Annotated in this window: 13 protein-coding genes and 1 pseudogene; 3 read left to right on the top strand and 11 right to left on the bottom strand. The window is 72.3% G+C overall.

The genetic code is table 11. The annotated features are described in order from the left end of the window. The 3 genes and pseudogenes from Q0195_RS11205 to pgl all read left to right on the top strand — a co-directional run. A pseudogene (locus Q0195_RS11205) lies at positions 1–215 on the top strand (glucose-6-phosphate dehydrogenase); the annotation flags it as partial. Positions 216–226: 11 nt separating this feature from the next. Beyond that, on the top strand, positions 227–1162 hold the full coding sequence (locus Q0195_RS11210) for a glucose-6-phosphate dehydrogenase assembly protein OpcA (RefSeq protein WP_299278432.1): 936 nt from the start codon (positions 227–229) through the stop codon (positions 1160–1162). 2 nt (positions 1163–1164) lie between these two features. Beyond that, on the top strand, positions 1165–1956 hold the full coding sequence (gene pgl, locus Q0195_RS11215; RefSeq protein WP_299278435.1) for a 6-phosphogluconolactonase: 792 nt from the start codon (positions 1165–1167) through the stop codon (positions 1954–1956). 33 nt (positions 1957–1989) lie between these two features. Here the strand turns inward: pgl and Q0195_RS11220 are convergent, their stop codons facing one another. From Q0195_RS11220 to uvrA, 11 genes are all read right to left on the bottom strand, one after another. Beyond that, entirely contained in the window at positions 1990–2343 is a 354-nt protein-coding gene (locus Q0195_RS11220; protein ID WP_299278438.1) for an RNA polymerase-binding protein RbpA, read from the bottom strand. 15 nt (positions 2344–2358) lie between these two features. Next, a complete protein-coding gene (gene secG, locus Q0195_RS11225; RefSeq protein ID WP_299278440.1) occupies positions 2359–2601 on the bottom strand; it encodes a preprotein translocase subunit SecG in 243 nt (80 codons plus the stop codon). 152 nt (positions 2602–2753) lie between these two features. Continuing rightward, positions 2754–3548 carry a triose-phosphate isomerase gene (gene tpiA / locus Q0195_RS11230; RefSeq protein ID WP_299278443.1) on the bottom strand — a complete coding sequence of 265 codons (795 nt, stop codon included), beginning with the start codon at positions 3546–3548 and terminating at the stop codon, positions 2754–2756. Positions 3549–3552: 4 nt separating this feature from the next. Further along, positions 3553–4743: a phosphoglycerate kinase gene (locus Q0195_RS11235; protein WP_299278445.1), complete on the bottom strand. Its 1191-nt coding sequence runs from the start codon at positions 4741–4743 to the stop codon at positions 3553–3555. Between the two features lie 87 nt (positions 4744–4830). Then, a complete protein-coding gene (gene gap / locus Q0195_RS11240; RefSeq protein ID WP_299278448.1) occupies positions 4831–5838 on the bottom strand; it encodes a type I glyceraldehyde-3-phosphate dehydrogenase in 1008 nt (335 codons plus the stop codon). 201 nt (positions 5839–6039) lie between these two features. Continuing rightward, positions 6040–7020 (bottom strand): DNA-binding protein WhiA, encoded by a 981-nt coding sequence (whiA, locus tag Q0195_RS11245; protein WP_299278450.1) that lies wholly within the window; start codon positions 7018–7020, stop codon positions 6040–6042. Between the two features lie 70 nt (positions 7021–7090). Continuing rightward, the gene (gene yvcK / locus Q0195_RS11250) at positions 7091–8116 is read right to left on the bottom strand and encodes a uridine diphosphate-N-acetylglucosamine-binding protein YvcK (protein WP_299278453.1); all 1026 of its coding nucleotides are present in this window, start codon (positions 8114–8116) and stop codon (positions 7091–7093) included. Next, a complete protein-coding gene (gene rapZ, locus Q0195_RS11255) occupies positions 8113–9078 on the bottom strand; it encodes an RNase adapter RapZ (protein WP_299278456.1) in 966 nt (321 codons plus the stop codon). The genes yvcK and rapZ overlap by 4 nt, the downstream gene beginning before the upstream one ends. Before the next feature lie 4 nt (positions 9079–9082). Continuing rightward, positions 9083–11134, bottom strand: a complete 2052-nt coding sequence (gene uvrC / locus Q0195_RS11260; protein WP_299278459.1) for an excinuclease ABC subunit UvrC — start codon at positions 11132–11134, stop codon at positions 9083–9085. 5 nt (positions 11135–11139) lie between these two features. After that, positions 11140–11625 carry an OsmC family peroxiredoxin gene (locus tag Q0195_RS11265; RefSeq protein ID WP_299278462.1) on the bottom strand — a complete coding sequence of 162 codons (486 nt, stop codon included), beginning with the start codon at positions 11623–11625 and terminating at the stop codon, positions 11140–11142. 57 nt (positions 11626–11682) lie between these two features. Then, positions 11683–14375 (bottom strand): excinuclease ABC subunit UvrA (uvrA, locus tag Q0195_RS11270; protein WP_299278465.1); only part of this gene is annotated, 2693 nt, incomplete at its 5' end.

Raw genomic sequence — 14375 nt, forward strand, 5'->3', positions numbered from 1 at the left:
AGGCCTACGAGCGGCTCATCCTCGACGTCCTCCTCGGCGACCCGCCGCTGTTCCCGCACCAGCGGGAGGTCGAGCTGTCCTGGCAGATCCTCGACCCGGTCATCGAGTTCTGGGACGCGACCGGGAGCCCCGAGCCCTACCGACCCGGGTCCTGGGGCCCGACGAGCGCCGACGAGATGCTGGCACGCGACGGCCGCCGCTGGCGGCTGCCGTAGAGGAGACGAGCATGTTCACCACGATGCACGCCACGACCGCGGCCGCGGTCAGCGCCAAGCTCACCGCCCTGCGCCGCGCCAGCGGGGCCCTGACCTTCACCCGGGTGCTCACCCTCATCATCGTCGCCGACGACCTCGCCGGTGCCGAGCGTGGGATCCAGGCCGCCAACGGGGCATCCCGTGAGCACCCGTGCCGGATCATCGCCGTCGTCGCCGGGGAGACCGGCGACGGCCCGGCGAGCATCGACGCCCAGATCCGGGTGGGCGGCGACGCCGGACTCAGCGAGGTGGTCATCCTCCAGCCGCGCGGTGGCCCCGCGGACGCCATCGACACCCTCGTCATGCCGCTGCTGCTGCCCGACGCCCCGATCGTCGTGTGGTGGACCGGCCGGCCGCCGACCGTGCCGAGCCGCGACCCCCTCGGGGCCATGGCGCAGCGCCGCATCACCGACGTCACCGCCTGCGACGATCCGCTGGAGACGCTGCGCTCGCTCGCTCCCGGTTACGCCCCCGGGGACACCGACCTCGCCTGGGCCCGGGTGACGCTGTGGCGCGGGCTGCTGGCTGCCACCCTCGACGAGCCGCCGCACGAGCCGATCACCGCGGTGCGGGTCACCGGCGCCGACCAGCGGCCCTCCGTGTACATCCTCGCGGCCTGGCTCGCCGACTCCCTCGGTGTTCCGGTGGAGATCGGGGTGGAGCAGTCGCGCGCCATCACCCGGGTGGAGCTGGACCGCGCACCCGGACCGATCACCCTGCGCCGCGAGCCGGGGGCCAGCGTGGCCTACCTCAGCCGGCCCGGGCGGATCGACATGCGGATCAACCTGCCGGAGCGGACCCTCGCGGACTGCCTCACCGAGGAGCTGCGCCGGCTCGACGCCGACGAGACCTACGGGCGGGTGCTCACCCGCGGGCTCCCGCTCGTCACCCCACCGAAGGAGCAGTGAACGTGACCCATCCGAGCCCCGACCACCCGCCCGTCGTCGTCCACCCCGACGCCGACCTCCTCGCCCGGGCCACCGCCTCCCGCTTCCTCCTGACGCTCCTCGACGCGCAGTCGGTGACGACGCCGGTGCACGTCGCCGTCACCGGCGGCAGCATCCTCGTCGACGTGCTGCGCGCGGCCGGGCAGGACCCGCTGCGGGAGGCCGTCGACTGGAGCGCGGTCCACGTGTGGTGGGGCGACGAGCGGTTCGTCCCGGACGGGCACGCGGACCGCATCGACCGGGACGCCATCGACGTCCTCTTCGACCGTGTCCCGCTGCCGGCGGAGAACCTCCACACGGTGCCGGGACCGGACCGTGTCGCCGACGTCGAGGCCGCCGCGCGCAGCTACACCGAGGAGCTGGCCCGCTTCGCCGCCCCGGGGGCCGAGGTCCCGGACATCGCCGTCGTCCTCCTCGGGATGGGGCCGGACGGGCACGTCGCCTCGCTCTTCCCCGGCCGGCCGAGCCTCGGCGTCGAGTCGCTCGGTGCACTGGCCGAGACCGACTCGCCCAAGCCGCCGGCCGAGCGGGTGAGCCTCACCCTGCCGACCCTCAACTCCGCGCAGCAGGTGTGGCTGATCGTCTCCGGTGAGGCCAAGGCCGACGCGGTCGCGGCCGGGCTGCAGCACACGTCGCTGCCCGCGGACGTGGGCGGCACCGGTGACGGTGCGAGCGTCCCGGCCGGGCTCGTGCGGGCGCGGGGCCGCACGCTGTGGCTGGTCGACGTCCCCGCCACCCGGGCGCTGCAGGCCTGAGCCCGGCTCCGCCGCGGCGGGACGACGGCAGGACTACGACGTCTCGCCGCGGCGGGCACGGAGGGCGGCCAGCGCCTCCTCCAGGAGCGCCTCGCCGTCGGCGTCGGTACGCCGCTCCTTCACGTACGCCAGGTGGGTCTTGTAGGGCTCGTTCTTCGGGGCCTCGGGAGGGGCCTCACGGTCCTGCCCGGCCGGCAGACCGCAGCGGGGGCAGTCCCACGTCTCGGGGATGACGATCTCGGGCTCCTTGGCGAAGCTCGGCCGCGTCTCATGACCGTTCGCGCACCAGTAGGACACCCTGACCCGCGGGGCTGCCTCGCCCCGCTCTGCCTCGCCCATGGGGCCCGCGCCGACGCGGGACCCACGGATCGCACTTCCTCCAGCCATGGCCACCTTCTCCGCTCAGTTGAACCGCTGAATGAGGCCGAGCAGCACGATCGCCGTCGCCCACACGATCGAGATCCCGATCGTGATCCGGTTGAGGTTGCGCTCGGCGACACCGGAGGAGCCGATCGAGGAGCTGATACCGCCGCCGAACATGTCGGACAGTCCGCCACCCTTCCCCTTGTGCATGAGGATGGACAGGATGAGGAAGATGCTGGTGATGACCAGCAGCACCTCGAGGGTGATCCGGAGGGCGTCCACGAGCCACGGGCTCCTTTCGGTGATCTGGTGGGCGCGGGCACAGCCCGCGACCCGTCAAGGATAGGTGATCGAGGCGCCGCGCGGGACCATCCCGCGCCGACACGCCACGGGTCCCCGAGCCGGATGGCCCGGGGACCCGTCGGGAGTGCTGGTCAGGCGTGGTGCTGGTAGCGCACGATCGCCGCGAACTCCTCGGCCTGGAGGCTCGCGCCGCCGACGAGCGCCCCGTCGACGTCCTCCTGGGCCATGATCGAGGCGACGTTGCCGGACTTCACCGAGCCGCCGTACAGGACACGGACGGTGTCGGCGACCTCCTGGTCGTAGAGCTCGGCGAGCCGGGCCCGGATGGCGCCGCAGACCTCCTGCGCGTCCTGCGGGGTGGCGACCTCGCCCGTGCCGATCGCCCAGACCGGCTCGTAGGCGATGACCGTCTGCTTGGCGGCCTCCGCGTCGAGCCCGGCGTACGCGCCGTCGACCTGGGCGAGGGTGTAGGAGACCTGCTCGCCCGCCTGCCGGACGTCCAGCCCCTCCCCCACGCAGATGATCGGGCTGATCCCGTGCTTGAGCGCCGCCTGGGCCTTCGCCCCGACGAGGGCGTCGTCCTCCGCGTGGTACTGGCGCCGCTCGGAGTGGCCGACGACGACGTAGCTCACGCCCAGCCGGGCGAGCATGGACGCCGAGATCTCACCGGTGTAGGCGCCGCTCTCGTGGGCGGAGACGTCCTGCGCGCCGTACTTGATCTCCAGCTTGTCGCCGTCGACCAGGGTCTGCACCGAGCGGATGTCGGTGAACGGGGGCAGGACGACGACCTCGACGGCGTCGTAGTCGTGGTCCTTGTCCTTGAGCTCCCACGCCAGCTTCTGGACCAGGTGGGTGGCCTCGAAGTGGTCGAGGTTCATCTTCCAGTTGCCCGCCATCAGGGGGCGGCGCGGGGTGTCGTTAGCCATGGCCTCAGTCTTCCAGAACCGCGACACCGGGCAGGACCTTGCCCTCGAGGAACTCGAGGCTGGCGCCGCCGCCGGTGGAGATGTGGTCGAACTTGGACTCGTCGAACCCGAGCACGCGCACGGCCGCGGCGGAGTCACCGCCGCCCACGATGGTGTAGCCGGCCGCGTCCTGCATCGCCTGGGCGACGGCCCGGGTGCCGGCGGAGAAGGCGTCGAACTCGAAGACGCCCATCGGGCCGTTCCACACGATCGTCCGGGCATCGGCGATCTTCTCGGCGAAGAGCCGGCCGGACTCCGGGCCGATGTCCAGGCCCATCTGGTCCGCCGGCATGGCGCCGGCGGGTACGACCGTCGCGGGGGCGTCGGCCTTGAACTCCGGCGCCACGACGATGTCGGTGGGCAGGACGATCTCCACACCGCGCTGCTCGGCCTCGCGCAGGTAGCCCTTGACCGCGTCGATCTGGTCCTCCTCCAGCAGCGAGGTGCCCACCTGGTGGCCCTCGGCCGCGAGGAAGGTGAAGACCATCCCGCCGCCGATGAGGAGGCGGTCGGCCTTGGTCAGGAGGTTGCCGATGACGCCGAGCTTGTCGGAGACCTTCGAGCCGCCGAGGACGACGACGTAGGGCCGCTCCGGGTCGCCGGTCGCCCGGCTCAGCGAGTCGATCTCCTTGAAGACGAGCGTGCCGGCGGCGTGCGGGAGCCGCTGGGCGACGTCGTAGACGCTGGCCTGCTTGCGGTGGACGACGCCGAAGCCGTCGGAGACGAAGACGTCGGCCAGGGCCGCGAGCTCGTCGGCGAGGGCGCCGCGCTCGGCGTCGTCCTTGGAGGTCTCCCGGGCGTCGAAGCGGATGTTCTCCAGCAGCAGCACCTCGCCGTCCTGCAGGGCCGCCGCCTTCGCCTTCGCATCCTCGCCGACGGTGTCCGCGGCGAGGGTCACCGGCTTGCCGAGGAGCTCGCCGAGCCGCTGCGCGACCGGCGCGAGGGAGAACGCCGGGTCCGGCGTGCCCTTCGGGCGGCCGAGGTGGGCGGTGACGATGACCTTCGCGCCCGCGTCGAGGAGCGCGGTGAGGGTGGGCAGCGCGGCCCGGATGCGGCCGTCGTCGGTGATCGTCGTCCCGTCGAGCGGGACGTTGAAGTCGGAGCGGACGAGCACGCGCTTGCCGCGCAGGTCGCCCAGGGTGTCGATGGTCTTCATGGCCTCTCCTGGATGTGCGGACAGGCGGACGCCCGCGTGCCGCGGGGGCACGCGGACGTCCGTCTCACTGCTGGGCGGGGCTGCGCGTCAGAGGCGCTCGCCCACGTACTTCACGAGGCCGACGAGCGAGGACGAGTAGCCGAACTCGTTGTCGTACCAGCTCAGCACCTTGACCTGGTCGCCGATCACCTTGGTCATGCCGGCGTCGAAGATCGAGGTGTGCGGGTTGCCGATGATGTCGCTGGAGACGATCGGGTCCTCGGTGTACTGGAGGATGCCCTGCCACTCCGGCTTCGCGGCGGCGGCCTTCAGCGCGGCGTTGACGGCCTCGACGGTGACCTCCTTCTCCGCGGTGAAGGTGAGGTCGGTGGCGGAGCCGGTGATGACCGGGACGCGCATGGCGTAGCCGTCGAGCTTGCCCTTGAGGTCCGGCAGCACGAGGGAGACGGCCTTGGCCGCACCGGTCGTGGTCGGGACGATGTTCAGGGCGGCGGCGCGGGCGCGGCGCAGGTCCTTGTGGGGGCCGTCCTGGAGGTTCTGGTCGGCCGTGTAGGCGTGGATGGTGGTCATCAGGCCGCGGACGATCCCGAACTCCTCGTGCAGCACCTTGGCCAGCGGGGCGAGGCAGTTGGTGGTGCAGGAGGCGTTGGAGAAGATGTGGTGCTGCGCGGGGTCGTAGTCGGTGTGGTTGACGCCCATGACGAAGGTCGCGTCCACCTCCTTGCCGGGGGCGGAGATGATGACCTTCTTGGCGCCGGCCTCGAGGTGCGCGGCGGCGGCGTCACGCTGGGTGAAACGCCCCGTGGACTCGATGACGATGTCGGCGCCGAGCTCGCCCCAGGGGAGCTGTGCCGGGTCCTTCTCGGCCAGTGCGCGCACCGTCCGGCCACCGACGGTCAGGCTCTCCTCGTCGTAGGACACGTCCTCGGCGAGCACACCCATGATCGAGTCGTACTTCAGGAGGTGGGCGAGGGTCTTGTTGTCGGTGAGGTCGTTGACGCCGACGATCTCGACGTCCGCCCCCGAGCTGAGCACGGCCCGGAAAAAGCTGCGGCCGATGCGACCGAAGCCGTTGATTCCGACGCGGATGGTCACTATGTCCTCCTCCAGTGCGCCGGTCGGCGCACCCAATGTCGTGTGTTCGTGGAGCGCCACGAGGCGCGCAGACGGAGGCCGCCAAGGTGGTGGGGCCCGTCAGCAAGAACCAACCTACACCTCGACAAATGGGACCGCAGGGACGAAGGTCCGAGGACGCGGCCCGGGATGACCGACGTCACAGCCCGGAGCCGCCCGTTCTCACAGGTCGAGCATCTCCGGGGTGAGGACGGCCTCGGTGTCGGGGATGCCCAGGGCGTGCGCCCGCTTGTCCGCCATGGCCAGGAGACGCCGGATGCGCCCGGCGATGGCGTCCTTGGTCAGCGGCGGGTCGGACAGCGCACCGAGCTCCTCCAGGCTCGCCTGCTTGTGCTCCAGGCGCAGCTGCCCCGCCTTGAGCAGGTGCTCGGGCACGTCGTCACCGAGGATCTCGAAGGCGCGCTCCACCCGGGCGCCGGCGGCGACGGCGGCGCGGGCGGAGCGGCGCAGGTTCGCGTCGTCGAAGTTGGCCAGACGGTTGGCTGTCCCGCGCACCTCGCGGCGGGTGCGGCGCTCCTCCCAGGTGAGGACGGCGTCGTGGGCACCCATCCGGGTGAGGATGGCGCTGATGTCGTCGCCGTCGCGGATGACGACGCGGTCCACGCCGCGGACCTCGCGCGCCTTGGCGGAGACGTTCATCCGGCGGGCCGCGCCGACGAGGGCGAGGGCGGCCTCGGGGCCGGGGCAGGTGATCTCCAGCGAGGAGGAGCGGCCGGGCTCGGTGAGGGAGCCGCGGGCGAGGAAGGCACCGCGCCAGGCGGCGACGGCCTCCTCCACCCCGGCGGAGACGACGGCGGGGGGCAGGCCACGAACCGGGCGGCCCCGGCTGTCGAGCAGGCCGGTCTGGCGGGCGAGGGACTCCCCGTCCTTGACGACGCGGACGACGTAGCGGTTGCCACGCTTGAGGCCGCCGCCGGAGACGACGACGACGTCGCTGGTGTGGCCGTAGAGCTCGGCCATCGCCTGCCGCAGCCGACGCGCGGAGACACCGAGGTCGAGCTCGGCCTCGATGACGATCCTGCCGGAGATGATGTGCAGCCCCCCGGCGAAGCGCAGGGTCGCGGCGACCTCCGCCTTGCGGACCGACACCCTGTCCACCTGCAGCCGGGCCAGCTCGTCCTTGACGGACGCGGTCAGCGACATGGCCGACTTCCTCCCACTCACCGTGCCCCCTCGTACTCGTCCCCCGTTGTCGGGGCCAGCCAGAACCTTCTCATGCTCCGTCCTCGGTTCTCCCCTCGTCCCCGGTGAACCGACCCACATCGCCCAGGACGTCGTCGAAGGCGTCGCGGTAGGCGGCGGCGAGCCGGAGCCGGTCGTGGCGCGGGGTGCCGTCGCCCGCCCGCACCTGCCGCAGCAGCACCCGGGCGCCCAGCGCACGGGCGGCGTCGAGCAGGTCGTCGATGTCGCCGACCGCCACCGGGTCGGCGATGACGACGTCGAGGCGCAGGTCGGGGCTGTGCTCCAGGAGGGTGCGCAGGTGGTCACCCGCGGACATCCCCTCGGTCTCCCCCGGCTGGGTCGACAGGTTGAGGGTCAATGCGCGTCGGGCCGGGGTCTCGGCCAGGGCGCGCGCCAGCTCCGGCACGAGGAGGTGCGGGATGACCGAGGTGTACCAGGAGCCCGGGCCGAGGACGACCCACTCCGCCTCCCGGATCGCGCGCACCGCCGCGGGGTGGGCCGGCGGGTCGTGCGGGATGAGCCGCACCGTCTCGATGTTGCCGCTCGTCACGGCCACGCGGGACTGTCCCCGCACCACCCGGAGCTGCTCGGTGCCCTCGAGCCGCACCTCGGCCTCGATGTCGAGCGGGACCGCCGCCATCGGCAGCACCCGTCCGCGTGCCCCGAGGAGGCGGCCCACCCAGTCGAGCCCGGCGACCTCGTCACCGAGGAGGTCCCACAGGGCGACGATGAGGAGGTTGCCGACGGCGTGCCCGTCCAGCGGCCCGTCCGAGCGGAAGCGGTGCTGGAGGACGTCCCGCCAGGTCTGGCCCCACTCGGAGTCGTCGCAGAGCGCCGACAGCGCCATCCGCAGGTCCCCGGGCGGGAGCATGCCGAGCTCGTGGCGCAGACGGCCGGAGGAGCCGCCGTCGTCGGCGACCGTGACGACGGCGGTGAGGTCCCCGCACACGTGCCGCAGCGCCCCCAGGGTGGCGGCCAGGCCGTGGCCGCCGCCGAGGGCGACGGCACGGGGTCCCCAACCGGGTCCTCCGCCGAGCTGGCGCGGGTCGAGGGTCACTCGCGCCCCACGTCGCGGTGGACGGTACGGACCCGCAGCCCGTGGGAGCGCAGGCCCTCGGCGATGGCCTCGGAGACGGCGACGGAGCGGTGCCGCCCACCGGTGCAGCCGACAGCGATCGTCACGTAGTTCTTCAGCTCGCGCTCGTAGCCGGCGATGGCGGGCAGCAGCGTCTCGACGTAGCGGTCGACGAACTCGCGTGCGCCGGGCTGGTCGAGGACGTAGCGGTTGACGGCCTCGTCCTTGCCGGACAGGTGCCGCAGCTCGGTGACCCAGTACGGGTTGGACAGGAAGCGGACGTCGACGACGTGGTCGGCGTCGAGCGGCAGCCCGTGCTTGAAACCGAAGGAGACCACCGTGATCTGCACCGGCTGGCCGCCTTCCTCCCCCAGCCGCTGCCGGATGTGGCGGGCCAGGTCGTAGGGCGAGAAGCTCGTGGTGTCGATGATGGTGTCGGCGCGCCGACGCAGCTCGGCGAGCAGCTCGCGCTCGCGGGCGATGCCGTCGAGGATGCGGCCGTCGCCCTGGAGCGGGTGGGCGCGCCGTACCTGCTCGTAGCGGCGCACCAACTCGGCGTCGTCCGCCTCGAGGAAGAGGATGCGGTAGTCCACGCCGTGGCGGCGCAGCTCGTCGAGCACGCTGAGCAGCTCGGCGAAGAACTCCCCGGAGCGGACGTCGACCACGGCCGCCACCCGCCGCACCCGCCCGTCGGAGGCGGTCATCATCCGGGCGAGCGGCTCGAGCATCCGCGGCGGGAGGTTGTCGACGACGAACCACTCCATGTCCTCGAGCGTGTTCGCCACCCGGGTGCGGCCGGCGCCGGACATGCCGGTGATGATGAGCAGCTCGCGCCGGTCCGGCTCGGGCGGGGGCGTCTCCGCGTCGAGGAGCGGGATGCCCTCCGGCACGGTGGACGGCTCACGCTCGTCGACGTCGCGGTCCGGACGCTCAGGGGTGCTCATGCTTCTAGGATGCCAGGCCGGGTCCGCCGTCCGTGGCGGCCTGGGACGACTCGGGCGTGGCCGCGCTCCCGGGGGTCGGGGCGGTCGGTGACGTCGGGGCGGTCGGGGTGGTGCGCAGCGCGTCGAGCACGGCCTGGGCCGTGCGCGGCCCGAAGCCCTTGACCGCCGCGATCTCCTCCACGGTCGCCCGGCGGACGTTGGCGACGGACCCGAAGTGGGCGAGCAGCGCCTTCTGCCGCGCCGGCCCGAGGCCGGGGACGTCGTCGAGCACGGACCGGGTCATCGCCTTGCTCCGCCGCCCGCGGTGGGCGGTGACGGCGAACCGGTGGGCCTCGTCGCGCAGCCGCTGGAGGAGGAACAGGCCGGGGCTCGTCCGTGGCAGGACGAGGGGGAAGTCCTCCCCCGGGAGCCACACCTCCTCCAGGCGCTTGGCCAGGCCGACCAGTGCGACGTCCTCCACGCCCAGCTCGTCGAAGACCCGCTGCGCGGCGTTCACCTGCGGCTGTCCGCCGTCGACGACGACGAGGTTGGGTGGGTAGGCGAACTTCGCCGGGCGGCCGGTCTCCGGGTCGACGGGACCGGAGAGGAGCGGCTTGCCGTCGTCGTCCACGGCCTCCTCGCGGGGTGCCCGGTAGTGGCGGAAGCGGCGGCGCAGCACCTCGGCGATCGCCTCGGTGTCGTCACGTGCGCCGGTGCCGTCCTCGCCGCGGACGACGAACCGACGGTAGGCGTTCTTCCGTGGCAGGCCGTCCTCGAAGACCACCATCGAGCCGACCTGGTGGGTGCCCTGGGTGTGGGAGATGTCGTAGCACTCGATGCGCAGCGGTGCCTCCTCCAGGTCGAGCGCCTCGGCGAGGTCCGCCAGCGCCTGGGACCGGGTGGTGAGGTCACCGGCACGCCGGGTCTTGTGGAGCATGAGGGCGTGCTCGGCGTTGCGGTGCACCGTCTGGGCCAGGGCCCGCTTGTCGCCCCGCTGCGGCACCCGGACCGACACGTTCGCCCCGCGCAGGCCCCGCAGCCACGTCGTGACCTGCTCGACGTCGGGGGGCAGGACGGGGACGAGCACCTCGCGCGGGACGGCCGAGGTGCGGGCGGTGGAGGCGTCCTCGTCGGTGGGGTCGATGTCACCGTAGACCTGCTGGAGCAGCCGCTCGACGAGCTCGCCGTCGCTCACCTCCTCGACCTTCTCCACCACCCAGCCGCGCTGCCCGCGCACCCGGCCGTCGCGGACGTGGAACACCTGGACGGAGGCCTCGAGCTCGTCGGAGGCCATGGCGAAGACGTCGGCGTCGGTGCCGTCGGGCAGCACGACCTCGTTCTTCTCCACCACCCGCTGCAGCGCGCCGATGTCGTCACGCAGCCGGGCCGCCCGCTCGAAGTCGAGCGCGGCGGCGGCCTGCTTCATCTCCGCCTCGAGCCGCTTGAGGAAGGGCCGGGTCTGGCCGGCCATGAAGGTGCAGAAGTCCTCCGCCAGCGCGCGGTGGTCCTCCACCGAGATCCGCCCGACGCAGGGGGCGGAGCACTTGTCGATGTAGCCGAGCAGGCAGGGGCGCCCGGAGCGCTGCGCGCGGCGGTACACCCCGGCCGAGCAGGTCCGCACCGGGAAGACGCGGAGCATGAGGTCGACGGTCTCCCGGATCGCCCAGGCGTGCCCGTACGGCCCGAAGTAGCGGTTGCCCTTGCGCTTGGCGCCGCGCATGACCATGGCCCGCGGGACCTCCTCCGACATCGTCACCGCGAGGTAGGGGTAGGACTTGTCGTCGCGGTACTTGATGTTGAAGCGCGGGTCGTACTCCTTGATCCAGGCGTACTCCAGGGCGAGGGAAGCGACCTCGGTCTCCACCACGGTCCACTCCACGGACGCGGCCGTCGTCACCATCTGCCGGGTACGCGGGTGGAGCGCGGCGACGTCCTGGAAGTAGCTGTTCAGCCGCGACCGGAGGTTCTTCGCCTTGCCGACGTAGATCACCCGGCCGTGGGCGTCGCGGAACCGGTAGACCCCTGGTGAGGTGGGGATCTCCGACGGTCGCGGGCGGTAGGTCGAGGGGTCGGCCATACCCCTCAGCCTACGTTCGCCTCCACGTCGGGTGGGGCGGGCTGCACGCGCACCGGGCAGCTGAGCGAGCGGGCGATGTGGTTCTGCACGCGGGCGTCCTCGTGGAGCCGGGCGGCGGCCTCCTCGCTGATCGGCTCGGCGTAGGTGACGCGGGGGCGCAGGACGATGTCGGAGAAGGGTCCGGAGTTGGCGCCCTCGATCCGCTCGGTGGCGGTGGCGACGTCGGTGTACCCCACGACGACGACGCCGTGGGCGGCCGCGGTGCGGAGGAACCACAGCATCTGGGCCTGGGAGACCGCGCCGACGAAGAGCTCCTCGGCCTTGTACCGGGAGACGTCGGCGGCGACCTTGCGGTCGGAGGTGGCCAGCAGCGCCGGCTTGCCCTCCACCCGGACCTCGTGGTCGCGGGAGTAGGAGCTGTAGCTCCGGGTGCCGGTCGAGTTCGCCCCGGTCCAGTCGACGGTCACCGTGTAGGTCTGCAGCGCTCCCATGGCCACACCCTAGCCGCGGGTGAGCGGGCTCACAGACGCTTCCGTGCCGCCCGCGCGTCAGACACCGAGCTCGAGCGGCTCCTCGCGCGGCGCGCCGGGTCCGCGGCCCAGCACCTCGGCGAGGAAACGCCCGGTGTGGGACTCCTCGACCAGCGCCACCTGCTCCGGGGTGCCCTCGGCGACCACCGTGCCTCCGCCCGAGCCGCCCTCCGGGCCCATGTCGATGACCCAGTCGGCGTTCTTGATGACGTCGAGGTTGTGCTCGATGACGATGACGGTGTTGCCCTTGTCGACGAGGTTCTGCAGCACGTCGAGCAGCCGCCGGATGTCCTCGAAGTGCAGGCCCGTGGTCGGCTCGTCGAGGACGTAGACGGTGCGGCCGTTGGACCGGCGCTGCAGCTCGGAGGCGAGCTTGACCCGCTGCGCCTCGCCGCCGGACAGGGTGGTGCCGCTCTGCCCGAGCCGTACGTACCCGAGCCCGACGTCCACCAGCGTGCGCAGGTAGCGGGAGATGCGGGGCGAGGCGGCGAAGAACTCCGCGGCCTCCTCGATCGGCATGTCGAGCACCTCGGCCACCGTCTTGCCCTTGTAGTGCACCTCGAGGGTCTCGCGGTTGTACCGGGCGCCGTGGCACACCTCGCACGGGACGTAGACGTCGGGCAGGAAGTTCATCTCGATCTTCAGCGTGCCGTCGCCCTTGCACGCCTCGCAGCGCCCGCCCTTGACGTTGAAGGAGAACCGTCCCGGGGTGTAGCCGCGGACCTTGGCCTCGGGGGTCTCGGCGAAGAGCTTGCGCACGTGGTCCCACACGCCGGTGTAGGTGGCGGGGTTGGACCGCGGGGTACGGCCGATCGGGCTCTGGTCGACGTGGACCACCTTGTCGAGGTGCTCCAGGCCGGTGACCCGCTTGTGCCGGCCGGGCACGCGGCGGGCGTTGTTCAGCTCGTTGGCCATGACGGTGTAGAGGATCCCGTTGACCAGGCTGGACTTGCCCGAGCCGGACACCCCGGTGACGGCGGTGAAGACGCCGAGCGGGAAGTCCACCGTGATGTTCTTGAGGTTGTTCTCCCGGGCCCCGACCACGCGCACCATGCGCTTGCGGTCCACCGGGCGCCGCACCGGCGGCAGCGGGATGGAGCGCCGCCCGGAGAGGTAGGCCCCGGTGAGCGAGCGCTCGTTCTCCAGCAGCTCGGGCAGGTGGCCGGAGTGGACGATGTGCCCGCCCTCCTCACCGGCGCCCGGGCCGATGTCGACCACCCAGTCGGCGACCCGGATGGTGTCCTCGTCGTGCTCGACGACGATGAGGGTGTTTCCCAGGTCGCGCAGCCGGGCGAGGGTGTCGATGAGCCGGCGGTTGTCGCGCTGGTGCAGCCCGATGCTCGGCTCGTCCAGCACGTAGAGCACGCCGACGAGACCGGAGCCGATCTGCGTGGCGAGCCGGATGCGCTGGGCCTCCCCGCCGGAGAGCGTGGCCGCCGGCCGGGACAGGGTGAGGTAGGTCAGGCCGACGTCGACGAGGAACCCGAGCCGGGCGTGGATCTCCTTGAGCACCTGACCGGCGATCGCCCGCTCCCGCTCCCCCAGCTCGAGCCGCTGGAGGAAGGGGCCGATCGCCTCGATCGGCATGTCGCACAGCTCGGCGATGGACAGCCCGCCGACCTTGACGGCGAGCACCTCCGGCTTGAGGCGGGCGCCCTGGCACACCGAGCAGGCGACCTCGCGCATGTAGCCCTCGTAGCGCTCGCGGGAGGACTCGGACTCCGTCTCGGCGTGCTTGCGCTGGATGAAGTCGACGGCGCCCTCGAAACCGGTGGTGTAGGCACGCTCGCGACCCCACCGGTTCCGGTACCGGACGTGGACCTTGTAGTCCTTGCCGTAGAGGATCGCCTGCTTGGCCCGCTCGGGCAGTGCCCGCCACGGGACGTCGACGGAGAAGCCGAGGTCCTCCCCCAGCGCGCGGAGCAGCCGCAGGAAGTACTCCGAGGAGGCGCGTGCCCAGGGCTGCACGGCGCCCTCGGCCAGGGTCAGCTCCTCGTCCGGGACGATGAGCTCGGGGTCGACCTCGAGCTTGGAGCCGATGCCGGAGCACTCGGGGCAGGCGCCGTAGGGCGCGTTGAAGGAGAAGGTGCGGGGCTCGATCTCGTCCAGCTGCAGCGGGTGGTCGTTCGGGCAGGCCCGCTTCTCGGAGAAGCGCCGCTCCCGCTCGGGGTCGTCGGCGGGCAGGTCGACGAGCTCGGCGACGACGAGCCCGTCGGCCAGCCGCAGCGCCGTCTCCACCGAGTCGGTGAGCCGCTGCCGCATGGAGTCGCGTACGACGAGGCGGTCGACGACGACGTCGATGTCGTGCTTGACCTTCTTCTCCAGCACGGGCGGCTCGGCCAGGGAGTGGACGACGCCGTCGACGCGGACCCGGGAGAAGCCGGTGGACTGCAGCTCACGGAAGAGGTCGGCGTACTCGCCCTTGCGGCCGCGGACGACGGGCGCGAGCACCTGGAAGCGGGTGCCCTCGGGCATCTCCCGCAGCCGGTCGACGATCTGCTGCGGGGTCTGCGCGGTAACCCGCTCCCCGCAGACCGGGCAGAACTGGGTACCGGCGCGGGCGTACAGCAGCCGCAGGTAGTCGTAGATCTCGGTGATGGTGCCGACGGTGGATCGCGGGTTGCGGCTCGTGGACTTCTGGTCGATGGCGACGGCCGGGCTCAGGCCCTCGATGAAGTCGACGTCGGGCTTGTCCATCTGCCCGAGGAACT

The sequence above is a fragment of the uncultured Georgenia sp. genome (genome assembly GCF_937958535.1).
Lineage (GTDB): Bacteria > Actinomycetota > Actinomycetes > Actinomycetales > Actinomycetaceae > Oceanitalea.

Coding starts and splice junctions, on each gene's coding strand:
- tpiA (WP_299278443.1), bottom strand. CDS start 3,548: ATGGCTAACGACACCCCGCGCCGCCCCCTGATGGCGGGCAACTGGAAG.
- Q0195_RS11265 (WP_299278462.1), bottom strand. CDS start 11,625: ATGGGAGCGCTGCAGACCTACACGGTGACCGTCGACTGGACCGGGGCG.
- Q0195_RS11210 (WP_299278432.1), top strand. CDS start 227: ATGTTCACCACGATGCACGCCACGACCGCGGCCGCGGTCAGCGCCAAG.
- Q0195_RS11235 (WP_299278445.1), bottom strand. CDS start 4,743: ATGAAGACCATCGACACCCTGGGCGACCTGCGCGGCAAGCGCGTGCTC.
- Q0195_RS11220 (WP_299278438.1), bottom strand. CDS start 2,343: ATGGCTGGAGGAAGTGCGATCCGTGGGTCCCGCGTCGGCGCGGGCCCC.
- rapZ (WP_299278456.1), bottom strand. CDS start 9,078: ATGAGCACCCCTGAGCGTCCGGACCGCGACGTCGACGAGCGTGAGCCG.
- uvrC (WP_299278459.1), bottom strand. CDS start 11,134: ATGGCCGACCCCTCGACCTACCGCCCGCGACCGTCGGAGATCCCCACC.
- whiA (WP_299278450.1), bottom strand. CDS start 7,020: ATGTCGCTGACCGCGTCCGTCAAGGACGAGCTGGCCCGGCTGCAGGTG.